The organism is Noviherbaspirillum denitrificans, from assembly GCF_002211445.1.
GTDB classification, from domain to species: domain Bacteria; phylum Pseudomonadota; class Gammaproteobacteria; order Burkholderiales; family Burkholderiaceae_D; genus Noviherbaspirillum; species Noviherbaspirillum denitrificans.
On the sequence record NZ_LSTO01000009.1, the window covers coordinates 1 to 24,624 of the forward strand.

A 24,624-nucleotide genomic window follows, 5' to 3' on the forward strand; every position below is an offset into this window, starting at 1 on the left:
GCTGATGTGGACCACCGCCGGCCCCTGCTGCTTGACGAGGTTGACGAAGCTCGGCAGCTGCACGCCGCTGCCGGTCACAGGTGGAGCGGCGGGCGCTTGAGTCGGCGGCGCCGCGCGCGGCGGCTGCGCCTCATCCTGTTTTGGCGAGCAGGCGGCGAGCAGAGTCACCAGCGCAAAAATGGATACCGGCCCGGCGCCGGTGAAAAATTTTGTCATGAAGGCCTCCCTGGATAATCAGCAGGAAAATAGGGGCGCTGGACGTTTTTTCAACTACTCGACCTTCACCCTGACCTTGTGCGGCGTGCCGGGATCCTGCTTGGGCAGTTCCACCCGCAGGACGCCGTTCGTATAGGTCGCCTTCGCCTGGTCCGCCACCACCGGCACGGGAAGGGGCAGGACGCGTTCAAACGCGCCGTACGCGCATTGCAGCACCCGGTACCGCCCCTCGTTTTCCTCGCGCTCGAAACGCTTTTCTCCATGCACCACCAGCCGGTTGTCCAGCACCTCGATATCGATGTCGTTCTTGTCGACACCGGGAAGCTCCAGCCGGACGACGATGCGCTTGTTGTCCTCGAACAGGTTGGCGCCCAGCATCGACCAGGTGCCGGAGGGAATGTAGAACATGTCATCCACCTCGCCCTTTTCCGGCACATTGGTCTGCTCACTCGGGCGGAAGGAAGTCAGGGCGCTCGACGCCGCCTGACGCATGTGCTGCCAGCCGCCGGACATCGAATCCATCAGGGAAGACAGGCCTTGCTTGAGTTCATCCAGGTTCATGATTTGCCTCGTTCGGTTCCGTTACGGCACCGCGATGCGGTGCATGCCGAGCCATTGTGCGGCGCTGGTCCGCAGGGGTATTGGGCAGGCGCAAGGCGGGACGCCATTTTCTTGTCAGCGCGCATAAAGCTGTTTCCTCGAAGGTCTACCCTATACCCATCGCCCCCATTCCCGCCCGACATGCGCCACCGCAAGACCTGCGCCATCCTCGCCGCGCTCCTGGCCGGTTGCGCCGCCCCGTACTCGGACACCGCCAACGAACAGGAACGCAAGGCCTACATCGCCTGCGCGGTCACGCGCGCCTTCCTGCACGCCGGCAGCGACGCCGCCCCGGAAACCGTCGCCCTGGACGCGATGCGGCAGTGCGACGGCGAACGGCTCGCCGTCCTGCTCAAGCTGCTGGAAGAGAATGCCGGCAAGCCCTTCGGTGCGCAGTTCGTGCAGGCGTACATGGACACGCTGCAGGCAACGATGATCGACCACATCGCACTGCGTATCGCGCAGGCGCGCGAAGGACGCGGCGGCATCTGAACAAGGCGGGCGGCGTATCATACGCGCCATGCCCGCTCCCGCCCGCTTCCTCGCCCTGCTGTGCCTGCTCCTGCTGCAAGCGTGCAGCCACTTCGAACGGCCGGCCGGCGAAGCCCCCGTCTCAGCGCACACCTACCGCTTCGAAGACGGCGGCACGGCGCGCTACTACGTGGTCGATAAACGCCCAACCGGGGAAAGGCCGTCCACCTACCTGTTCGTCATTCCGGGCTCCGATTGCGGCAGCATGGGCAGCGTGCTGCCCGGCTATTTCGACGGCCTCGCGGGCAGGGATGGCGGCATGCGCATCTTCCTCCTCCACAAGCGCTTCGTCGGTCCGGTGAACGGCGCCTGCAGCGACGCCTTCACCCGCGCCGACCATCCGTCGCGCTGGCTCGCCGACCAGGCCGAATTCATCCGCGCCGAACTCGCCGCTGCGAGTGCCAACGGGCAGTTCCCGCAGCGCGTCGCGCTTGCCGGCATGTCGGAAGGTGCGGAAATCGTCCCCATCCTCGCGCGGGACATTTCCGGCGTCACCCATGTCGCGCTGATTGCCAACGGCGGCATGGACCCGTTCGACGCCTACCGCCTGCAACTGCAGCGCAACGGCCTGCAGCACGCGCTGGCCGATGTCGCGCGCCTGTGCGCTTCCCCCTCGGAAGGCATCATCGCGGCCGAGCGCAGCTGCCGCTACTGGGTGGAATTGCAGGCGATCCGCCACACCGAAAACCTGCTTGCGCTCCGCCTCCCGGTCTTCATGGCGATGGGTGAAGCGGATACCGCGGTGCCGGTGGAATCCGCGTGGCACATCCGCGACAGGTTCGCCGAGCGAGGGAAGAAAAACCTGCACCTGCTCACCGTTCCCGGTGCCGGCCATGATTTCCGGCAAGACGGGAAAAGCCGGCTCCCATATGTGTGGGAGGCCTTTGAGCACTGGCTGCAAAAATAGTTCCCGTCCGACAGCCAAAGCGCTTGTAAGAACGCAAGTTTCACTGCGATACTTCCTCCGCACGGTCCCTCCGTGACAACAAGACCAACAATCGGATTCCCTCTATGCGCTCTTACCTCCTTCCGGTGTCAGCCGCGTTGCTCCTCACGGCCTGCGCCGGCGTCCCGACCCATGACAGCAAGCTGTCCAATTCCCTTGCAGCAACAACACGCGGCGATATCGACGAGGCGATCAAAACGCTCGATGCGCAGATCGCCGCCGGTTCCGACAAGACCGACCTGCTGCTGAACCTCGAAAAAGGCGAACTGCTGCGCATCGGCACGCGCTACCAGGAAAGCCTTCTGGCTCTCGAAATTGCAGACCAGAAAGTAAAACTCTGGGAAGAAAAGGCAAAGACCGCGCCCGACCAGCTGCTGAGCCAGATCGGCGCCGTCTTCATGGGCGACAGCTCGCGCACCTACGAAGGCCAGGACTATGAAAAGGTGATGCTCACCACGCGCATGGCGATGAACCGCATCAACCTTGGCGACCTCGACACCGCCCGCGTGGACATCAAGCGCACCCACGAACGCGAAGCCGTGATCGCCGAATTCCGCGCCCGCGAAACCGTCAAGGCCGAAGAAGAAGCAAAAGAGAAGGGCATCAAGTCGGAAGCCAAGGAACTCAACGGCTACCCGATCGAAACCCTGAAGGATCCGGAAGTCCTCAAGCTGAAGAACGGCTACCAGAACGCCCTCAGCCACTACCTCGCAGGCTTCGTCTACGAAGCGCTGAACGAACCCGGCCTTGCCGCTCCCGGCTATCGCAAGGCGATCGAGCTGCGCCCTGACCTGCCGGTGCTGGAAGAAGGCCTGCGGGGCCTCGACCAGCGCACCAGCTTCCGCCGCCAGAAGAACGTGACCGACGTGCTGTTCATCGTCGAATCCGGCAACGCGCCGGCACGCCAGTCGAAGAAGATCCAGTTCCCGGTGCCTACCACCAACGGCATCGTCGTCGTGTCCTTCTCCTTCCCGGTCATCTATCCGAACAAGGAAGCGCTGGAACTCTCCCAGGTCAACCTCGGCTCGCTGTCCATGCCGACCGCGCTGGTCACCGATTTCAACGTGATGGCCCGCCGCGCATTGCAGGACGAACTGCCCGGCATCCAGGCACGTGCCGCCGTGCGTGCCGTCGCCAAGGGCCTGGTGCAGGACCAGATGAACAAGAAGATGGGCGCCTTCGGCGGCCTGCTCGGCAACATCGTCACCGCCGCCACCGAAGGCGAGGCCGATGACCGCATGTGGCGCGGCCTGCCGGATCGTGTATTCCTCGCGCGCGGCTTCGTCCCGCCGGGCGAATACGACCTGCGCCTGCCCGGCCAGGGCGACGGCAACCGCAAGCTGGTGGTCGACGGCCGTTACATGGTGGTGCCGGTACGCGTGTTCCGCAACAAGACCTATTTCGGCGAACCGGTGAAGATCGGCATGCTGCCGCCCGTCATCACGCCCGCAGTGGAAGAGGCGAAGCCCGAAGCGCCCGTCAAACGCCCTGTAAAACCGGCCAAGCCCGCCACCGGCAAGGTCAAGAAAGCCTGATTCCAATCAACCTGAAGACATCGCCATGAAATTCACTCTCAAACGCATCGCCCTGTGCGCCAGCCTCGCCCTCATCGGCGCCGCCGCGCAGGCACAACAGGACGCGCCGGCTGCCGCGTCCGCCGGCATCGCCTCCAAGATGATCGTGCGCGGCGAACTGCAAGGCCTGCAGGCCATCGACCTGCGCTCGCAGCGCCGCAACGATGTGCTCGTCGTGCAGGCCGAAGTCATGAACATGGACACGCGCGACCTGCGCCTGTACTACCGCTTCCGCTGGCTCGACGCCAACGGCTTCCAGGTCGGCGACGGCGAAGTGTGGAAGCCGCTGGTCTTCCTCGGCAAACAAAGCCAGATGATCAAGGGCACCGCCTACGGTCCGCAGGCCACCGACTTCCGCATCGAGATGAGCGCCGAGCCGCGCTGATCCCGCACTCAACATTTAACGAGCACACATCATGAACAAGAAATCCCTCTCTTCCCTCGCCGTCATCGGCGCCGTCATCGGCAGCACCCTCATGCTCGCCGGCTGCCCCACCACGCTGTCGCAGCCGACCGTGCGCTTCTCGCGCCAGACCGTCAACTACGGCGATTCCAAGGCCGTCGAGACCGTCACCAACGAATTCGGCTCCACCGACCTGCAGATGATCGCGGAAAAGATGATCGGCTCGCTGCTGGAAGACCCCATCCTCGCCAACCGCCCGACGATGACGCTGTCCGCGGTGCGCAACAAGACCAGCGAATACATCGACACCAAGTCGATCATGAACACCATCCAGACCGCGCTGGTGAAGAGCCGCAAGGTCCGCTTCACCCGCAGCTCGGATGAAATGCAGGCCGGCGTCGACGAACTGCAGCGCCAGAACCAGAGCGGCCTGTACAAGGCCCAGGGCAAAGCCAAGGTCGGCAACATGACCGCTGCCAAGTACACCCTCGAAGGCGAGATCGTCTCCATCGTCAAGCAGAATGCCAACACCAAGGACGTCTTCTACAAGATGACGCTCAAGGTCTACGACGTGGAAGAAGGCACCGTCGAATGGCAGGAAGAAAAGGAAATCCGCAAGACGTCCACGCGCTGATCCCCACCATCACGAGAATCCATCATGCAAACACTCACCAAGACCCTGCGCGCCGCCGCAGCCCTCGTGCTGGCAGCATCCGCCGTGACCGCCGTCGCCCAGTCGCAACCCAAGATCGCCGTCACCGACCTCACCTATGAAGAAAAGGTCAGCGAATACTTCCGCGTCGTCGCCGCGCACAGCAAGGGCAGCGTCAACGCCAGCAGCAGCGAGCGTGAAACGCCGAATACCTATTCCGCCCGCGAACGCGTCAGCGCCAAGCACGAAAGTAGCTACTACGAAGCCGAAGGCACCTACACCTGGATCGACCGCGGCGAGCTGCGCAACTACACCGCCGACCTCAAGGGCGCGATGCTCAAGGGCGGCGGCGTGCGCCTGGTGCAGGCCAAACCCTATTCCGGCCCGCCCACCGAAAAGATCTACGACATCATCGACCGCATCAAGAAGGGCTACTACCCTGGCGCCGACTATGTCCTGTTCGGCACCGTCAGCAACATCGCCTTCCGCCAGGAGACGATGCAGCTGCCCGGCACCCACTCCTACACCGGCATCCTCAGCCTCGACCTCGTGGCCGACTTCAGCCTGATCAACACCAGGACCTATGAAGTCAAGGCCGCCTTCAGCGCCAGCGGCGCCGGCCAGGACACCAAGATCGTGTCGCGCCAGGGCGACCGCGTGGTGTTCAACCGCGGCAAGGTCATCTCGGAAACCTCGAAGTCCTTGGCAGACGCCGCGTACGCGGAACTGATGACCCAGTTCGGCGTCCCGCGCACGGCACGCACCGCCCCCGCCGGCGGTAGCATCATCAACGTGCAACCGGTCGAAGTGCAACGCAACGAACCGGTCACCGTCTACAAGTAACACCGCTGTTCAAGTAGGGTGGGTAGAGCGAAGCGAAACCCACCTTCCCACCTCCAATCCCCCCGCAACACCCGCACATTCCGCAATTGCATTTTTAACAATAATTTATTATTGTCATTGCCTTTGATGTTTCAAAAAAGGCAACCATGCATTCCTCACCCGACCGCCTTGCCTCCCTCCTGTCCGACGCCCTGGCCTTCGCCCAGTCTGACCGCTTGTTCACACTGTCCTTCGCCCCCGGCTCCGGCATCGACGAAGGCACGCTGCTGCCGCAGGAACTGTCGGGTGAGGAAGGGATATCGGAAGGCTTCACCTACACCCTGACTTGCCTGTCGTCCGATGCCTTCCTGGAACTGAAGCAATTCATCGGCTTGCCGGTGCAGGTTTCCTTGCTGACCGACGGCGGCGAAGAGCGGGCGCTGTGCGGCCTCGTCACCCGTGCCGAATTCGGCGGCTCCGATGGCGGCTTCACCCGCTATGTGCTGACGCTGCAAGACCCATTCGCAGTATTGGCTTTGCGGGTGAATTCGCGCGTGTTCCAGGATTTAACGGTTCTTGAGTTTGTGTCCGTGCTGCTGTCGGAACATCGGCAGAACAATCCAGTACTCGCTTCCTGCTTCGACCTCGACGACCGCTGCATCGGCGAACATCCGGTGCAATCCTGGGTCACCCAGTACAACGAATCTGACACCGCCTTTATCTGCCGTTGGCTCGCGCAAGAAGGCATCAGCTGGTACTTCGAACATGGCGAAGCAGGGGAACCCGGTGAGCATCCGAAACTGACGCTGGTGCTGTTCGACGATGTCTCCGCATTGGAACCCGCCACCGCCGGCAAGATTCGCTTCCACCGAGACGACGGCACCGAACCCGAAGACAGCATCACCGACTGGCAAGGTGCAAGGACACTGCAACCCGGCGGTATTGAACGCGCGAGCTACGACTACAAATCGGTGGTCACCAGCGTGCGCAACGACGGCACCGGCACCGACCAGGGCGAACATGGTTCGCAACTTTCTTCGACGCTGGAAGACTACCGTTACGACCCGCACCACAGCGCCAACGACGAAGACGATTACGCCCGCTACGGCAAGCTGCGCATCGGCGCCCATGAATTCGCCAGCAAGCATTTCACCGGCAAGGCCAGCCACCGCGAATTGATGGTCGGCCGCCACTTCGAACTGGCCGAGCATCCGGTGCATGAGCAGGATGCGCCGGAAGACCGGCAGTTCACGGTACTACGCACACGCCTCGTCGCCCGCAACAACCTGCTGCAGGGAGAAGACAGTGAGCCGGTGTATCAAGCTGATTTCGATGCCTCGCGCAAACACATCCCGATCATCCCGGCATTCAGCACCACCGAACATGCCAAGCCGACCGCACCCACGCTGTTGACCGCAACCGTCGTCGGCCCGCCCGGAGAAGAAATCCATGTCAACGACCTCGGCTGCATCAAGGTCAAGATGCCGTTCACCCGCAGCCAGGACCATGGTTATGCGGAAAGCGCCGGCGCTTCCGGCACCGACCGCGATTCTCTCTGGATCCGCGTCGCGCAACCTTGGACCGGCAACCAGTACGGACAAGTATGGATTCCACGGATCGGTGATGAAGTCTTGATCCAGTTCATCAACGGCGACATCGACCGCCCGATCGTCACCGGTTCGGTCTACAACGGCACACACAAACCCGCCGCCTTCTCGGACTCCGGCAATCTTCCCGGCAACAAGGCCCTCTCTGGCGTCAAGAGCAAGATGGTCAAGGGCAGGGGACTCAATGAAATTGTCTGGGATGACAGCACGAACGAGCAGCGCATTCGTGTCGCCACCGATCATGGCAAAACAGCTCTCAACCAAGGCTACCTGGTCCACCCAAGACGCGAAGGCAAGGGTGAACCGAGGGGAGAAGGTTTCGAGCTAAGAACCGACCAGTACGGAGTGATCCGTGCAGGCAAGGGCATGCTGCTCAGCACCGATGCCAGGAACAATGAAACCGGCAACCACCTGGACAGCAAGGAGCTGACGAACCAGCTCACTAGCAACCTCGAGCTGTCGAAGACCTTGTCCGATGCTGCGAAGGATCACAACGCCGATCCGCTGCAAGCGAATGAAGAAGCCGAGCGCCTGATCAAGGTTGCCAACAAGACGTACACGCAGCAAGGCGGCACCGGCCAGAAGGCGGAAGTGCCCGGCTATGAAGAACCGCTGCTCGCGTTCTCCAGCCCGGCAAGCATTGTCAGCGCGACACCGAAGAGCCATGACATCGCCGCGGGCGAGCACATCCATCTGTCGAGCCAGCAAGACACGAATGTTGCAGTTGGCAAGAACCTGTCGATCGCGATCAAGGAAGCGTGGAGCGTGTTCGTCGCCAAGTCCGGCATCAAGCTATTCGCCGGTAAAGGCAAGGTGCAGATCCAGGCGCAGGATGACGAAATCGAAGCAATTGCGAAGAAGAATATCAAGATCACGTCCGTAGATGGGCATATCGATATCACTTCACCGAAGAGCATCCGCCTTACTGCTGGAGGATGTCAAATAGATGTTGGTAACGGCCAAATCACTTTGAAGGCGCCAGGACCAGTGAATATCCATGGTGCTGTGAAAAATCTAACGGGTCCGGAAAAGGTGGATCCCCCACTTCCTGCACTTCCATCAGAGGAATTTATTGGAAAGCATAGTCTCCGATTTGCGATTGCCGGTTCCGACAAACTCGCGTCAGACATGGGGCTCGTAGGAAAGAGCTACAAGATTTTGGACGAGGCGTGCACCGAGGTAGCGACCGGAACCATCGGAAAGGATGGACGCATCGCGCGCACATTGCTAGACGAGCACACGGAGCTTCGCCTATTGATTGGCGAAGATAAATGGGAAAAGCAAGCTCACGACCTTTGTTCCATATCTCGGGAGCCACAAGAATTTCCTACGATCGGAAACCACGAAGCTCCTTCTAGCGATGAAAGCGTCGATGACCCGTATCTGCAAAAACTAAATACGCACTCCGATTCATTCGAATTCTTATCGGAAGCTGACATCAACAAATTCATGGAATGCGAAAACAAACATGAAACTTAAAACCTGTCTACATACCCTAGTTACTGCAGCGACGCTAGTTCCTTCGATTCTGTGTGCACATGAATACGCGCCTGGAGTGCATCAATGGAAGATCAAGGGAGGAACTATTTATGTCGTATCCGGGCTGCTTACAAACAATGCTGCTCTGTATGCCCATAACTACAACTTCTATTTTCAAAAAGAGGGCGAAAAAACCTGGCACCAAATCCCACTCATTGACAAAGCGAAACCGGGCGACTACGAATTGAACATCACGACAAAGGCAAAAGAAGAACGAATGGTGCGTGATGCCCGCATCGAGAAAAAGGCAAACGACGTCTTTCTATTCTATGCACGGAGCACACGTGAAAACGATTTCAATGGCGCTCCAATTAATGTAACAAGGTACAAGCTGATTTCGACGGAGGGCGATGATTGGCCATATCTCTTCGAACGCATATCCGTAAATACATACCCGCCACAAGGCGAAAACGGCGTTGATGCCGTACTCAAACAAGAAGTGAAAAAGATTAAGTAGCGCGCATCATGACGAAATTCGTAAAAGCGTCGTACAACGAAAAGACCAAGACCGTAGAGTTTATTGCGGCAAATGGTGATCGCTTATTGAGGAGCGGCGGAACAATTGCTTGGCGGTTCAATAATCCAGGAAACTTACGTCCGGGTCCAAAATACAAGCTACATATTGGCCATGGCACGACAGCTAGTGGCCCCTTCTTGATATTTCCAACTCCGGAAGCGGGACGACAAGAAAAAAAAGCCCTTCTCCTACGCAAGTATGGCGAGCACACGCTAACCAAGATGCTTTACGTCTACGCTCCCCCAAAGGAAAACGATACTGAAGGTTATATTGAACACGTCTGCAAAAGGACAGGCTTTGAGCGGGAGAAGGTAATACGTCATTTTTCAGATGCTGAATTAGAAAAGCTAATGTCGGCGATGGAAGAACGCGAAGGCTACCATCACAAGAAAGAAACTAGGAATGAGATTTGGATACACACGACAAGCGTAGCTTTTTCCAATGGCGCTAGCCCGATCGCTGATTTGCCGATTAAGCTTGTGCGCGACGGTATTGAATTCTTCACACGGACGAATGCGTTCGGAATGCTTTCACCGCTTGTGCACCACAAGATCGGTGACAGGGTTGAAATGTGGGTTGAAGATGCCAAGAAAGAATGGCAAAAAATAGAGACCCTTGCCCTTGGCGACAAATCTCAAGCTTTCACGTTTGTTCGAGACTTCTTGATAGTCAAGGCAAATACTGCGTCACATAATCCGGTGGCCGGAGTGACCAAGCGTCCCGAACCTGTCAGGTATGTAGTTCAACCCAACGATACTCTGTCAAAGATCGCAAAAAAATTCAAAGTCGAGCCAAGCAAGATCAAACGCGACAATGGAATCAAGAATTCGAACTTGATCATGCCAGGTGAGGTGGTGGTCATAAACAAAAGCTCAAGTGAATCAGCATCACGCGGAAACGATGTAATGAGTGCATCTCCACGACGTAGGGGTTCGATCGAAAAGACATTGACGACAGAGCGTAGCAAAGATGGAAAAGGCCACCCAATCGCACTAATACAGGTCGATCAGAAGCGCGCTCCTTGGATGGAGTTTGCAATCCGTGAAGCCAAGCGCTGGGCAGGAAAGAAAGAAGACGATATTACGAAGGAAAGGAACTACCACCGATTAGTTGACCCAAAGAATGGGCTTAGCTCGTTGATTGGAAAGAACAATCCTTGGTGCGCTTCGTTCGTGAACTGGTGTTTGAAGCAAGCCGGATATCCGCTTTCACATTCGCCGGCAAGCTCGCAAAGTTTTCTTAATGATAAAAACTTTGTAAAGCTAGATCAGCCGGTCTACGGAGCAATCGTGGTCTGGAGTAATTATGTTGAAGCAACGGGCAAACCTGACGGAACGGGACACGTAGGTTTTTTATACGGTGCGAACGCTGTGCTGGGCGGCAACCAAAGCGATGCCATTAATTTCAAGGGAAATGCGGACTCGACTTGGACACATAAATCGCAAGGAAAAATGCTGCAAAAAATCCGTGGTTACTATGTTCCCTTGGCTTATGCCGAATTCGCACTTCGTGCTGAAGAAAAATCCCAGTCTCTTACCGAAAAGCTGCCGAGAGTTCTCAACAATGAGTTCGGTTTTTCGTCGGCTGGTGTAGCTACACGTTAAGAAAGCGCCCCATTATGAAATTTTGCGTTAGTTTCGCTTTACTAGTCTTAACCGTCTCACTCAGTGCCTCATCGATCGCATCTTCACGAAATGGATACCGTCTCGTGTTTGTCGACCTTTCGACGAAGGCATCCGAAACATCAACTCAAATGAGGGCCTACTTCAATTCAGAGCTTCCCCCAGATACATACCGCTGTTCTAAGGAGAGGCGACTTATTGAAGTCGACTTGGCTTATATAAAAAAGCGGCCAAAGGCCATCACAAATGAACTTCTCGAAAGGAGTCTTCAGGGAGAAAAGCAATCCCTAAAGATACTAAGGAAAGCACTACGGACATACAGAGATTCGGAAATTGATAAGGGATTTGATGGAGTGGTGGTGCTAAGAAATGAAGGCAATCACTATGAGTTGACAACGATTGGCGCCGTCGACAATGACTATGAACGATCGTCCAAAGTGACTAACCAACAAAAGATGGATATCAAAACAATCAATTATTTATTTTGTAGCTCGCTCTCCGAACTTCCCTACGCTTACATGGATTAAATAGAGTTTCCTTTGTGCTCTGATTTGTCGAAGCACGTAGTTTTAGGCGTTATTGGAGGCATCTCTGTTATCAAGTGAAGTGTTCTATGGCGTCGGAGGAAAACATCTGCCCCGGGACTACTCGCTTCGTCCATCCGCTGTCTCGTAAGCTTGCAATCCTTTCCCCACCCCAAGTTTGATCCCGCACAACCCCCTCCTTGATCTACAGCCATTCCCCCTCTCTCCCCCCATGCTCTGCTTGAATCCGGCGCATCACCGCGCCATTCACACAGCCACAAAGGAGAGACTAGATGCCAGATATACCAACAAAATGGCTCATCGCAATCGCAGTCGCGTTGCCCCTGATCACGGCCCACACGGTGGTGGACGCGCAGGAGGGTGGGTTCGACAAGACGACGCGGGCGACTGAGTTTGGATGGATCGATGGGGCCGTCGATCAGGCGAGCAAGACCTTGTCCTGGAAGGGGATTCCTTATGCCAAGCCACCGGTCGGCGAATTGCGGTGGCGCGCGCCGGTGGATCCGGACAAGTGGAGCAATGTGCGCAGCACCAAGGCGTTCGGTAATGCGTGCGCGCAGTACGGCCGTATCTACGGGCCGGGGGCGAACAACCGTTACGATGAGACTATCGGCACCACGCTGAACACCGCTGTCGGCAATGAGGACTGCCTTTACCTGAACATCTGGCGGCCGGCGAATAATGGCAAGAAGCTGCCGGTGGTCGTGTTCTTCCATGGCGGCAGCAATGTGTCGGGCTATACCGCGGATCCGATGTATGAGGGGGCGAACCTGGCGCAGCGCGCCAATGCCGTTGTCGTGACCGTCAACTTCCGCCTCGGCATTCTCGGTTTCCTCAACCTCGGGCAGCTGAAGGCCGGCACCGATGCGGATACGCAGTCGGGCAACTTCGCCATCCTCGACAGCATCAAGTCGCTGGAATTCCTCAACCGCAATATCGAGAACTTCGGCGGCGATCCGGGCAATGTGACGATCATGGGAGAGTCGGCCGGTGCGATCAACGTGTATGCGCTGCTCACCGCGCCAAAGCTGGTGAACGCACAGAAGAAGCTCTTCCATCGCGCGGTGGCGATGAGCGGCGGCCTGTCGCTCGCATCCAACCTGCCGCCCGGCACTGTCCCGACCATGTCGCCAGCCACCACCTACGCGGCGCAGGGAGCGGCATTGCTTCAGCAATTGGTCATTGCCGATGGCCTGGCAACGGATGTGCCATCCGCGCAGACCTATATCGCCAGCCAGACGGACCAGCAGATCGCGGCCTACCTGCGTTCGAAGACGCCGGCGCAGCTGTTCGGCGTGCTGTTGACCAGGCTCGCGCTGCAGGGGCTGGCCGGTTCGGGGCCGATTCCGGAGGGTGTCGTGGTCGCAAGCAATCCGGTCAATGCGATCCAGAACTACCAGTACGTGAAAGTCCCCATCCTCGCCGGCAATACGCGTGATGAAGGCAAGCTGTTCCCCGGCTTCCTGCCGCTGGTCGGGGGCACCGGCAGTGCGCGGGCAGTGACGGATGCGCAGTTGTTCGCTAACCACTTCAGCTATCGTCCCAACGATCCGCCGCAAACGACGATCGACCAGTGGATCGCGCCGTCCTACCTGCCGGCGGATGCGCCGGTCACCGGCTTCACGGCGCGGGCGGAGCAGTTCAATCGCGTCTTCTTCCTCGCCAGCCGCGACAACATCCTCAATGCGCTGAAGGCGAAGCAGCCGGACGTCTGGTATTACCGCTTTGACTGGGACGAGCAGCCGGCGCCGTGGAATGTCATTTACGGCGCGGCGCACCTGTTCGACCTGCCATTCGTGTTCGGCAACTTCGGGCCGTCGCTGATGGCGAACATCATGAACACGACGGCCAACAAGCCGGGACGGCTGGAATTGTCGGATGCGATGATGCGCAGCATCGGCGCGTTCGCCAGGCATGGCGATCCGAACAATGATGCGCTCGGCGTGTACTGGCCGACGTGGCCGACCGGTCTGATTTTTGATGCGACGCAGACGCAGAAGGCGATCGGCGTGCAGAGTATCGAGCCGGCGATCAAGTAAGGCAGGCCTTCACTTTCGCGAAGTAAAGAAGGTAGGGTGCGCCCCCGCGCACCCTATTTTTTACACAAGCGCAGGCGTCAAAACCGTTCCACGGCAAAAGGGACAAATTGCGCAAGCGGCGTCGTCACTTCGTCGAGCCTGTGCACCGCGATCACACACAAACCCCAAGCTCAATCGGCACGCTCACGCGCCTCCTGCACCGGCGCCGCCTGCGTTGCGCCCCCAGCATCTGCATTCGCGACATTGATTGCCGCCCCATCTTCAAGCGGGCGCTGTTCGATGGAGTCCCCGACGGTCACCACCGAAGCAATCGCCTTCGGCGCATGCGGATCTTCGCCGGCCAGGACCAGCGCCACCTTTTCCTCCATGCCTTTCTGCTTCGCGATCTCGCTGATCAGTTGCAGCCTTTCCTCGTCGAAGACAAAGGCGTTCTGGGCATTCGCCGTCGAAGCCAGCTTGTAGTGCAAGGTGAATGCCGCGAGCGGATCGGCGCCGAGCGTTTCCATGCGATCGAATGCCCATTTGTCCGCCATGTAGAAACCGGTGCCGGCAACCCAGGAAATGCCTGACAGGCTGTTCTTGAACATCGTCGCCGCCTTGATCGCATCGAGGGTGATTTCCTGCGCCTGCTGTCGTGCGACTTTTTGCGCGGCTTCGATCACGCTCTTGCGCATGCTGTCCGCAGCCTGCTTGGCCAACTCCCGCGCCGCCGCCTGGGCCGCGGCAGATCCGGCTGCGGTGGTTGCGGCATTGGCAGCGGCGGCGTTGGCGGCGTTGGCAACGGCACCGACGCCGCTGGCGACACTGGCGATCGCGATGCCGGTTTTTACGACTTTCAGGCCGTAGTGGTACACCTTCATGCGCGCGCCCGCTTCTTCCGAGAGCCCCTGCGTCCAGAGCACGGTCCAGAGTGCTTCGTCCGGAGTCAGGTCATTGTCGAGCAAGGAGAGTGAATGCGTGGACTGCAGCCAGTGGAAATCCTGCGCGGCCGCGTTTTCGGGCGCGGCGATCAGGACGCGGCCGCGGCAAACCTCGACCGGGTTTACCTTGACGGCTTTGCCGCTGGCGAGACGCATGGTAAACGGGCGGCCGCTGTCACGCCTGTCCATCAGTTCCGCATGCATCTTGACCGTGTTCTCTTTCTTGTAGCCATCGATCTCTTCGATCTTGTCGCCGACGGAGAGGTCGGTGTTCTCGGACGCCGCAATGACGCTCAGGCGTTCGTCCACGGACAATCCCCGCACCCACGCGATTTTCTTTTCTTTCGGCAGGTCATAGGAAGTCGCCACGACAAAGGGCAATTCCCACTGCTTGTCACAATCCTTGTCCTTGAGTGCGGCACTCCTCACAATGCCCGGCCTGAGCACCTGGTGCCCTTTGCCGAACGCGCGTATCTCGGCCAGGAGCGTTTCGTCGACCTGGCTTCCGTCGTCGACGGTATAGACCGGAGCAGCGCAACCGGAAACAAGGACAAGCAAAGCGAGCGATTGTGCATATCGCTGGCATCGTGCGGACAAGGTGAAAGTGGGCATGTCGTGGATTGGCGGCTTGTTATCTATACGAGCAGGCCGCCTTTGACTGGCGGCCGTGCAACCGGGAACAGGGAACAGCGAGCACAGCGGCTAGCATTGTCCCCTCATTCGTTTCCAATCTGAAATACCGCATTTATGGGATGTACGCGGCGCTGCTTGATCGTGCTCAATTGCAGCGGCACCGATAAATTTCATTTCCCGGTTGCAATGCCTTGCTGCCAGAATACGCAGGCTGCATTTGCGTGTTCCCCTCGACATTCCCGATCCGATCGCCCATGCTCCTGCTCGAACTCGTCCTGATGCTCATGATCTGCGCCGCCGCCCTCAGCTGGCTCGCGCGCCAATTCAAGCTGCCTTACCCGATTGCCCTGGTCGTGGGCGGTGCGCTGCTGGGCCTGATCCCGAACCTGCCGCAGTTTCCGTTCGATCCGCAGCTCATCCTGGTGATCGTCCTGCCCCCGGTGCTGTACCAGGCGGCGCTGCTGACCTCGTGGACCGACTTCAAGACCCACATCCGCCCGATCAGCCTGCTGGCCATCGGGCTGGTCATCGCCACCACGCTGGCCGTCGGCTTCGCGCTCAAGTTCATGGTGCCGTCGGTCCCCTGGGCCGCCGCCTTCGTGCTGGGCGCCATCGTGTCGCCGCCGGACGCCGTGGCCGCGACGAGCATCCTGTCCCGCCTGAACATCCCCCGGCATGTCGTCACCATTCTCGAAGGCGAAAGCCTGGTCAACGACGCGTCCGGCCTGGTCATCTACAAGCTCGCGATCGCCGCCGTGCTGACCGGCGCGTTTTCGCTGGCGGAGGCGAGTGCGCAGTTTGCGCTGGTGTCGGCCGGCGGACTGGTGATCGGGACGGTCCTCGCGTTTGTGTACATCGCCATCCATCGCCGCCTGCACGACCCGTTCATCGAAGTCATCGCCGTCCTGACGATTCCCTATACCGCCTACATCGCCGCCGAATCGCTGCATGTGTCCGGCGTGCTGTCCATCGTCGCCGCCGGACTTGTGCGCGGCCGCCATGCGCCGGCCATCGTCTCGGCGGAAATGCGGATCATGGCCCGCTCCGTCTGGAACGTGCTCGTCTTCATCCTCAACAGCCTGATCTTCATCCTGATCGGCGTGCAGATGTCGGGCGTGATGGACAAGCTGAATCCGTATTCGCTGTCCGAACTGTTCATGCTGGGCAGCGTGATCACCCTGGTGGCCGTCGCCGTCCGCTTCGTCTGGGTGTTTCCGGTGGCGTATCTCCCGCGCTGGCTGAGCGGCAGCCTCCATGAGCAGGCGCCCAAGCCACGCAACCGCGAACTGGCGATCATCAGCTGGTGCGGCATGCGCGGCATCGTCTCGCTCGCCGCCGCACTCGCGCTGCCGGCCGCCCTGCCGAACGGCGAACCCTTCCCGGCACGCGACCTGATCATCTTCATCACCTTCTTTGTGATCGCCGCGAGCCTCGTCGGCCAGGGACTCACGCTGACGCCGCTGATCCGGAAACTGAAAGTGGGCGCGGACTGGTCGACGGCCGAGGAACAGCAGCGCGTGCACGCCGCCATGCGCGCAGCGGCGATCGCTGCCGTCGATGCGCACTTGGCACAGGCGAAGGCGCCGCCGGAGTGGGCGAATGAACTGCGCATGGAAATCGCCAACCGCGTCGCGCCGGGTGTGGCGGAGGGCGCGGAACACACGCCGAAGGATGCCTTGTTATGGCAGCTGCGCTGCGCGACGATCAAGGCGGAACGCAAGGAACTGATCCGGCTGTGGCGGGGGAATGAGATCAGTGATGAGGTGATGCGGCATCAGGAGGAGGTGTTGGATTATCGGGAGGCGCAGTTGTAGGGCTGTCGGACTCCGAGCCATCCTCAAAGATCCCACAGTAGTAGCACGTCTGCTGGCTGCAGATCTTCCAAATCTTTCCGACTGGCATAGCAACATTTCGGCTCTCGATCCTTGGGCAGCGATGAGCGCTTTGACGTTTCGCAAACGGCACACAGCGTAGCGACTTACCCGCCTTGACAGCCTCAATGCCGGCACCTAATCTAAGGACGTGCATCAAGAGTTGGGTTGACGCCCATGCCAACCTGCCAGCCGGGCAAGGTGGACCGCCAAACAGGCGGATGTGGTCCCGAACAGGGACAACCAAACGGACCGTCGACCTCCCTTGCGGAGGTTTTTTTATGCCTCCGTTGTCCGGGCTCCCCCTACCGGGTTGCTCGGCGCTGCCGATCGCCGATTTATCCGACTACTTGCGGGGCGATTCACAAATGCTGCTAAAGCGTCGCCGCTCTTCAGGTCCCGGGAGCCGGCTTCGCCGGTGCAACGGGACAAGGAGAAGCGTCATGAATGCTCGAGCATTTCTTATCGTACTTTCCGAACTAAACGGCACTGATCATGTAAGCGACTGGGTCAATGCGACGAACGCCCGCATATACGCGGAGTGGACTCGCCTGCTCCATTCACCATTGAATCTCTTCGTTGACGAACATGGCCGAATAGCCTTAGAGGGATTCAGCCAACAAGCGGTGAATGCCAGCGAACCGCTTTCGTTCGCAATACCTTCTCGAACAACAGCAGATGCGATGGCACTGGTGCACACGCTGGGCCAGCAGGTCTGCGAGGACCTGGGAGTACAAGATACCGACCCGGACGAATATACGGGGCACCCAGAATGCGCCAAGCTGACCTCTTCCGTGGATGAGGCAAATGAAGCGGCCGCACGAAACCACCTACCAATCCGGTTTGTGAAGGCGCTTAGCCCCGCGAAGGCATGGGAAATGGAGTCAAGTTCAGGCGAGACATTCGGCATGGACGACCCGATCTGGATGTCGAAGACTCAGGAAGCGATAGATGCCAGTCTTCAGAACCGGTGGTCCGAAAGGAGCGCCAGAATCGGACGATATGAATAGAAACAGTTGGACTGTTCATCTACCAGCCTTCGATATGGAGCCTTCTATGCCAGTAATCTACCATCCGCCCGGCACTCCGATTTCACCGGATCAGCCCTTTGCGAATGTTTGCATATTGTTCGCCCCCAAGTACCGTCCGGCAATTGTGTCAGCCGATCAACGGAACGACGTGGAGCGCCGGGAGCATGACGAAGAAGCGTTTGAGAGCTTCAAACGGCGCTTATACGATGATGTGTCAACGTCGAACAAGTACCCGCTTGTTCCGCGACGGGAACGGGATCTTGAAGACATCGCGTTTGAGGTTCTGCGGGAACGATATCCGGGCAGGTAATGTTCAAATTGGTCGTCATGCGGACCACGTTGGTGCGATGTTTATGTACCGAGCATGAACTTGCCCTCTACCCGAGCCGCGCAACTGCGAACTGGCGATCATCAGCTGGTGCGGCATGCGCGGCATCGTCTCGCTCGCCGCCGCACTGGCGCTGCCGACCGCCCTGCCGAACGGCGAGCCCTTCCCGGCACGCGACCTGATCATCTTCATCACCTTCTTTGTGATTGCCGCGCCCCTCGTCGGCCAGGGACTTACCCTGAAGCCGCTGATCCGGAAACTGAAAGTGGGCGCGTACTGGTCGACGGCCGAGGAACAGCAGCGCGTCAGCGCAGCGATGCGCGCAGCGGCGATTGCTGCTGCGGATGCGCACCTGGCACAGTCGAAGGCGCCGCCGGAGTGGGCTGATGAACTGCGCATGGAAGTCGCTAACCGCGTCGCGCCGGGTGCGGCGGAGGGCGCAGCACACACGCCGAAAGATGCCTTGTTATGGCAGCTGCGCTGTGCGGCGATCAAGGCAGAACGCAAGGAGCTGATCCGGCTGTGGCGGGGGAATGAGATCAGTGATGAGGTGATGAGGCATCAGGAGGAGGTGTTGGATTATCGGGAGGCGCAGTTGCAGAAGGACAATAACTTGCGAGTAAGAGACCATTCGCATAGAGCCCTTGCGTCTCGTCAGTGTAATGGTGGATGACAAGCATGATTGCTCGTCATCCTCGAATCACGGTCAACTTCCGGAATAGCTCCGCTGGCATTTCGCATTTCAAGCGCCACGTAATCGAAATGGGGCGATCACCCTCGTAATTTTCGAGGACAACGGGACCGAGAGCAACGTAAGCACATTCCGGGTTCTCTCGGACAAACAGCTGAAACTTCCATCCATTGCTATTACTTTCGATGTATCGGCGTCCAGTCACATTATCGACACCCGCGCGATTCTGTGTTTGCCAATGGAATAGTAGAGGGCTGATTGCATAGTCGTGATACTGCACGCGTTCTGAGAAACCCTCGCTTTTATCCAACGTAACGAACAAGAGTTCTGTCTTCACATCCTGCAACGGCAGGCAACCTTCAAAAAACAACGGCCGAGCGCGTGACGTTGTGTGCCCGACCGCAGCGAGGATTTCCCTCCGCTCGTATCTAGCGTGCAGTGATAGTGGCCAATGGGGTGCGGCGTCTGGTAACGGTTGATAGGGAACTGAGGTTTGCTCTTCAAGTATCGTAAATAGCTCCAAGAGTTCATCCTGCAGCGCTGGATGCCTTGACATCATGTGAACGAACTCTTGTGGACCGATTAGTTCGTTGTGGTTATTGAGAAGCTGATACGCGAGCATCTGAATTCGGTACTCTGATTGCGAGTCGACGCTACCAGTGGAAAGTACAGTAGTCCATGTTTTCAGCAATGCGGAGTCATTCACGTGCAGGACGCTCTGAATGCGCTTTTGAAGCTCGTCTTCACGAGGGCCTAAAGGCGGAGTTGGCAGGCCCACGTCACGCTTATATCCTGACCAGCATCGACTCCCACGATAGACATCTTCAAGCTCCAAACCTGTGTCACGCAAGAAATCAGACAGTTGGATACTTGCTCCGCCTTTTAAAGCCGCCCATGCTGAAATCTCGCGCCTTAAACGTACGACGTTGAGATTAAGCGACGATTTGAGGCTTGAAAGCACTCTTTCACGAGCCACCTTATCAAATTGAATATGACATCCCGCAGGCAAGAGGCTGAATCCGTTTTCCACGGATTGTCTTAGCTGCTCACGCGTCTGCCCGGTGATCGTCCGAAGCAGAATATCGAATCGGAACTCTTGGCTATATTGGCCGACAAAATCCAAGACAAGACAGCTATCCTTACCTTCTGAAAGGCGAAGCCCACGTCCGAGCTGCTGTTGAAAGACTACCGGGCTTTGTGTCGGTCGCAAGAAAAGTAGCGTATTTAGTTCTGGCACGTCGACGCCCTCATTAAAGAGGTCGCAGCTACAGATTATTTTTATTTTCCCTGTCCGCAGTGCTTTGATTGCACTCTCACGCTCAAGAGCATTACTTGCACCAGTTAGACTGACTGCTGGCAGCCCTGATTTGTTAAACCAGTCGGCCATCGTCGCAGCGTGTTGCACGCTTACACAGAACGCTATTGCTTTGAGCGCCCCCAGATCCGATACGTACCGATCGATCGCTTCTACAACGATGCGTTTGCGGAAATCGTTACCAGATAGGATCACATCAAGTTGTTTACCTTCTTCTCCTCTGTTCCAATCGACAGAAGTAAGATCGGTATCGTCTGCGGTAGCGTAGTATTCAAATGGAGCAAGGAGTTGTTGATCAAGGGCGTCCCATAGGCGCAGAGAGACCGCAGGTGTTCCATCCGGTCGAGCATCGAAGTATTTGCTTAGCGATTGCCCGTCGGCTCTTTCTGGAGTTGCCGTGAGCCCGATAAGAAAATGTGGTTTTACTTGCTGAATAAACTTATCGAAGGATTGCGCAGGCAGGTGATGCGCTTCGTCGACAATTACAACCCTCCAGAAATTGACACCAACTCTCTCGACGAGGCTCCGTGCATGTACCGTGTTGATGGTGGCGAACAAATGTTCGTAGGCACGTGGTTCATTCTCGCCGTCCATCAGATCACCAAAGGCTGGATCTCTCAGGACCTGTCGAAACGTCGCTAATGCTTGCTTGAGAATCTGAATTCGATGCGCGATAAAAAGCAATCGTGGCGGACTTCCTTCTTCTTTTGTTAATCGCGCATAGTCGAAAGCCGCAACCACAGTTTTTCCGGTGCCCGTCGCTGCTACGACAAGATTGCGTGTTCGGCCGTGCCGGCGCTCGGCCGCAAGAGCATTAAGCATCTCCGATTGATACGCTTTTGGGCGAAGCTCAAACCAGGTATGAATGGCAATTACTTCTTGATTAGCTTCCGCCGTCTTTCCTATACCCTTTTGATTTTTCAGTGCAGACTCAAGTGTTGCTCTCTGAGTCTCGTCATCTGGATCGTAAGATTGAAACTCAACGTCGTTCCAAAGTGTTTCGAAATGAGCGCTAGCCGCAGCATAAAGTGTGGGGTCGCCAGCCTGCGCAATTTTAATAGTCCACTCGATGCCCCCGACTAGCGCAGACTCTGAAAGGTTGGCACTTCCCACGAATGCAGTTCCGAAGCCGGTATTGCGGTGAAAAAGCCATGCCTTTGCATGAAGCCTTGTACGACGCCCGTCAAGTGAGATTCGGAGTTCGACACCGGGTAAGCGTGCAAGCGCCTCGACTGCACGTACTTCGGTTGCACCGATGTAAGTTGTAGTCAGAATTCGGAATGCGGTCTTTGGCTTCCCATTCGCGTCAAGAGCGGTGACCTGTTTCAGGACGTCGAGCAGCTTCCTGACGCCGCTCCATGTGATAAAACTAACGAGAATATCGACTCGGTCTACAGCGCTTAATTCAGCTCGCAGTTCAGAAAGCAAGGACGGGTCTGTTCGTGCGGAAGTGAATAGCCAAGGCCGCCTCAAACCGGTTTCGGGATACGGTGGAGGATTATTAGGTGCATGTATTGCTCGAAGCAATCGGGAAGGCTCAGCGACAGGTCGAATATGCGTAGTGCTTCGCGCATCCTCACGTGCCTTACGAAGGAGATCGGCCACGAATTGAAGCTCAGCGCGAGCTTGCGCTGCTTTTCCTTCGATTGGAGAAATTACCTCGTCTAGCAATTCTGGAAGACGTGCGGATATCTCATTGATGATGAGTTCACGGCGAGCGATTCCCGTGGGTTCTGAGGTCGATGCTCTCCCTGATGCTATCAACTCTTGAATCGTTGGTAGCTCATCGTCGTACACCAATCTATCGTACAAACCATCTGCAAGCGTCCGTTGCGATTTGCTCATCTTCTTCAGTCCGATTTAATTGTTTGCGTTATTTGCGGCGCAAAAAAAAGAGGCTCTAATTCGAGCCTCTTTTCACATTGCGTGACGCGGATTGCCTCTTAAACGTCAATATTCCCCGCCTGCAACGCATTAGTCTCAATAAACGCCCGACGCGGCTCCACATCATCCCCCATCAGCGTCGTGAAAATCTGATCCGCCGCGATCGCATCCTCGATCTGCACCTTCAACAGACGGCGCACATTCGGATCCATCGTGGTTTCCCACAGCTGTTCCGGATTCATTTCACCCAGGCCCTTGTAACGCTGCTTGGACACGCCGCGCTCGGCTTCGTCGCGCAGCCAGTTCATCGCTTCGTGGAAGTCCTTGATTGCGATTTCCTTGGCCTTGTCGCCCTGGCCGCGGCGGACCAGCGCGCCCGGGCCGATCAGGCCCTTGAAGGTGGCGGCGGCGGCCGACAGTACCTGGTAGTCGGGACCGTGCACGAAGTCGGCGTCGATGGTGGTGATCTTCATGTTGCCGAAGTGGCGGCGCTCGACGCGCAGCATGTGCTTGGCGGAGAGTTCGTCCGACTTGACGATGACTTCGACGGCCGGGTCGTTGATGGCCTTGGCCAGTGCCTGGGCTGACACTTCCGCATTCTCGGCGTTGTCGAGGTTGAGCGTGACGCCGGTCATGATGGCCGACAGCGCGGCTTCGTCCATCGCGCGCGACAGGCGCATGATGATGGCGTTGGCGGTGTTGTACTGGCGGACCAGTTCGGACAGGGCGTCGCCGACGATGGGTTGTGCGTTTTCGGTCGGGATGATGGCGGCGTCGTTGAGCGCGACCTTCATCATGTAGCTGGCTTCTTCGACGTCGTCCTTCAGGTAGCGCTCGTCCTTGCCGTGCTTGACCTTGTAGAGCGGCGGCTGCGCAATGTAGATGTGGCCGCGCTCGACGAGGGTAGGCATCTGGCGGTACAGCAGCGTGAGCAGCAGGGTGCGGATGTGGGCGCCGTCGACGTCCGCATCGGTCATGATGATGATGCGGTGGTAGCGCAGCTTGTCGATGTTGAATTCATCCGGGCCGATGCTGGTGCCGAGCGTGGCGATCAGCGTCGTGATCTGCTCGGAGGAGAGCATCTTTTCGAAGCGGGCCTTTTCGACATTGAGCACCTTGCCGCGCAGTGGAAGGATCGCCTGGAACTTGCGGTCGCGGCCCTGCTTGGCGGAGCCGCCTGCGGAGTCACCCTCGACGATGTAGAGCTCGCAGAGAGCCGGGTCTTTTTCCTGGCAGTCAGCGAGTTTCGCGGACAGGCCGAGGCCGTCCATCACGCCCTTGCGGCGGGTGAGTTCGCGTGCCTTACGTGCCGCTTCGCGCGCGCGGGCGGCTTCGACGATCTTGCCGCAGATGATCTTGGCGTCGTTCGGCTTTTCCATCAGGAAGTCGGTGAGCGTCTTGGCGACGATTTCCTCGACGGGGCCGCGCACTTCGGAGGAGACGAGCTTGTCCTTGGTCTGGGAGCTGAACTTCGGCTCGGGGACCTTGACGGAGAGCACGCAGGTGAGGCCCTCGCGCATGTCGTCGCCGGAGATTTCGACCTTGGCTTTCTTGGCGAACTCGTTTTCTTCGATGTACTTGTTGATGACGCGAGTCATCGCCGCGCGCAGGCCGGTGAGGTGAGTACCGCCGTCGCGTTGCGGGATGTTGTTGGTGAAGCAGAGGACTTGTTCGTTGAAGGCGTCGTTCCATTGCATGGAGACGTCGACGCCGATCATGGTGCCTTGCTCGGAGACCTTCTCGCCGGTGGCCTGGAAGATAGTCGGGTGCAGGACGCTCTTGTTCTTGTTGATGTACTCAACAAAGCCGCGGGTGCCGCCTTCGAACGCGAAGTCTTCTTCCTTGCCGGTGCGCTGGTCGGTGAGCTTGATGTGCACGCCGTTGTTCAGGAACGAGAGTTCGCGGATGCGCTTGGCGAGAATGTCGTAGTGGAATTCGACATGCGTGAAGATTTCTTCGTCGGCCCAGAAGTGGACTTCGGTACCGCGCTTGTCGGTTTCACCGGTGACCTTGATGGGGGAAATCTGGACGCCGTCCTGGGTCTCCAGTTCGCGGTTCTGCACCACGCCCCTGGCGAATTCCATCTGGTGGACCTTGCCGTCGCGGCGAATGGTGAGCTTGAGCAGCTTGGAGAGCGCGTTCACGCAGGACACGCCCACGCCGTGCAGGCCGCCGGAGACCTTGTACGAGTTCTGGTCGAACTTGCCGCCGGCGTGCAGCTCGGTCATCACGATTTCGGCAGCGCTGCGCTTGGGATCGTGCTTGTCGTCCCACTTGATGCCGGTCGGAATGCCGCGGCCGTTGTCGGTGATGGAGATCGAGTTGTCGGAGTGGATGG

The 24,624-nt window shown here is 58.2% G+C and carries 17 protein-coding genes, 1 pseudogene and 1 riboswitch; of the genes and pseudogenes, 13 read left to right on the forward strand and 5 right to left on the reverse strand.

Annotated features, from left to right (window positions below; genetic code table 11):
- Together AYR66_RS26260 and AYR66_RS26265 are read right to left on the reverse strand one after the other, a co-directional pair.
- Positions 1-216 (reverse strand): annotated as a pseudogene (locus AYR66_RS26260) (hypothetical protein); the annotation flags it as partial.
- 54 nt (positions 217-270) lie between these two features.
- Positions 271-777, reverse strand: a complete 507-nt coding sequence (locus AYR66_RS26265) for an Hsp20/alpha crystallin family protein (RefSeq protein ID WP_088710489.1) — start codon at positions 775-777, stop codon at positions 271-273.
- Between the two features lie 180 nt (positions 778-957).
- On the opposite strand from AYR66_RS26265, the gene AYR66_RS26270 reads away from it, so the two are divergent.
- The 10 genes from AYR66_RS26270 to AYR66_RS26320 all read left to right on the forward strand — a co-directional run bounded on the left by AYR66_RS26270 (position 958) and on the right by AYR66_RS26320 (position 13,613).
- Positions 958-1,308 (forward strand): hypothetical protein, encoded by a 351-nt coding sequence (locus tag AYR66_RS26270; RefSeq protein WP_088710490.1) that lies wholly within the window; start codon positions 958-960, stop codon positions 1,306-1,308.
- 28 nt (positions 1,309-1,336) lie between these two features.
- Positions 1,337-2,254 carry an alpha/beta hydrolase family protein gene (locus tag AYR66_RS26275; RefSeq protein WP_088710491.1) on the forward strand — a complete coding sequence of 306 codons (918 nt, stop codon included), beginning with the start codon at positions 1,337-1,339 and terminating at the stop codon, positions 2,252-2,254.
- A gap of 104 nt (positions 2,255-2,358) precedes the next feature.
- Positions 2,359-3,828 carry a COG3014 family protein gene (locus AYR66_RS26280; RefSeq protein ID WP_088710492.1) on the forward strand — a complete coding sequence of 490 codons (1,470 nt, stop codon included), beginning with the start codon at positions 2,359-2,361 and terminating at the stop codon, positions 3,826-3,828.
- Between the two features lie 25 nt (positions 3,829-3,853).
- On the forward strand, positions 3,854-4,252 hold the full coding sequence (locus AYR66_RS26285) for a YcfL family putative periplasmic lipoprotein (RefSeq protein ID WP_088710493.1): 399 nt from the start codon (positions 3,854-3,856) through the stop codon (positions 4,250-4,252).
- 31 nt (positions 4,253-4,283) lie between these two features.
- Positions 4,284-4,904, forward strand: a complete 621-nt coding sequence (gene lpoB / locus AYR66_RS26290; protein ID WP_088710494.1) for a penicillin-binding protein activator LpoB — start codon at positions 4,284-4,286, stop codon at positions 4,902-4,904.
- A gap of 24 nt (positions 4,905-4,928) precedes the next feature.
- Positions 4,929-5,765 carry a penicillin-binding protein activator LpoB gene (locus tag AYR66_RS26295; protein WP_088710495.1) on the forward strand — a complete coding sequence of 279 codons (837 nt, stop codon included), beginning with the start codon at positions 4,929-4,931 and terminating at the stop codon, positions 5,763-5,765.
- A gap of 146 nt (positions 5,766-5,911) precedes the next feature.
- Positions 5,912-8,830: a type VI secretion system Vgr family protein gene (locus AYR66_RS26300; RefSeq protein ID WP_088710496.1), complete on the forward strand. Its 2,919-nt coding sequence runs from the start codon at positions 5,912-5,914 to the stop codon at positions 8,828-8,830.
- Positions 8,820-9,347 (forward strand): hypothetical protein, encoded by a 528-nt coding sequence (locus AYR66_RS26305; RefSeq protein ID WP_141104337.1) that lies wholly within the window; start codon positions 8,820-8,822, stop codon positions 9,345-9,347. Before AYR66_RS26300 ends, AYR66_RS26305 begins: the two co-directional genes overlap by 11 nt.
- 8 nt (positions 9,348-9,355) lie before the next feature.
- Positions 9,356-11,011: a TIGR02594 family protein gene (locus tag AYR66_RS26310; protein ID WP_088710498.1), complete on the forward strand. Its 1,656-nt coding sequence runs from the start codon at positions 9,356-9,358 to the stop codon at positions 11,009-11,011.
- An 835-nt stretch (positions 11,012-11,846) separates the two neighbouring features.
- Entirely contained in the window at positions 11,847-13,613 is a 1,767-nt protein-coding gene (locus AYR66_RS26320) for a carboxylesterase/lipase family protein (RefSeq protein WP_088710500.1), read from the forward strand.
- Between the two features lie 170 nt (positions 13,614-13,783).
- Here AYR66_RS26320 and AYR66_RS26325 read toward each other — a convergent pair whose 3' ends face one another.
- Complete coding sequence (locus AYR66_RS26325; RefSeq protein ID WP_088710501.1) at positions 13,784-15,145, reverse strand: hypothetical protein; 1,362 nt, start codon at positions 15,143-15,145, stop codon at positions 13,784-13,786.
- Between the two features lie 275 nt (positions 15,146-15,420).
- On the opposite strand from AYR66_RS26325, the gene AYR66_RS26330 reads away from it, so the two are divergent.
- From AYR66_RS26330 to AYR66_RS26340, 3 genes are all read left to right on the forward strand, one after another.
- Positions 15,421-16,980 (forward strand): Na+/H+ antiporter, encoded by a 1,560-nt coding sequence (locus AYR66_RS26330; RefSeq protein ID WP_088710502.1) that lies wholly within the window; start codon positions 15,421-15,423, stop codon positions 16,978-16,980.
- A 205-nt stretch (positions 16,981-17,185) separates the two neighbouring features.
- A riboswitch (SAM-I-IV-variant riboswitch) is annotated at positions 17,186-17,294 on the forward strand.
- Between the two features lie 186 nt (positions 17,295-17,480).
- Complete coding sequence (locus AYR66_RS26335) at positions 17,481-18,047, forward strand: hypothetical protein (RefSeq protein WP_088710503.1); 567 nt, start codon at positions 17,481-17,483, stop codon at positions 18,045-18,047.
- 431 nt (positions 18,048-18,478) lie between these two features.
- Positions 18,479-19,069, forward strand: a complete 591-nt coding sequence (locus tag AYR66_RS26340; protein ID WP_272938382.1) for a cation:proton antiporter — start codon at positions 18,479-18,481, stop codon at positions 19,067-19,069.
- A gap of 16 nt (positions 19,070-19,085) precedes the next feature.
- Here AYR66_RS26340 and AYR66_RS26345 read toward each other — a convergent pair whose 3' ends face one another.
- Entirely contained in the window at positions 19,086-22,247 is a 3,162-nt protein-coding gene (locus tag AYR66_RS26345; RefSeq protein ID WP_088710505.1) for a DUF3427 domain-containing protein, read from the reverse strand.
- A gap of 98 nt (positions 22,248-22,345) precedes the next feature.
- On the reverse strand, positions 22,346-24,624 hold a 2,279-nt coding region (locus tag AYR66_RS26350; RefSeq protein WP_088710506.1), incomplete at its 5' end, for a DNA gyrase subunit B.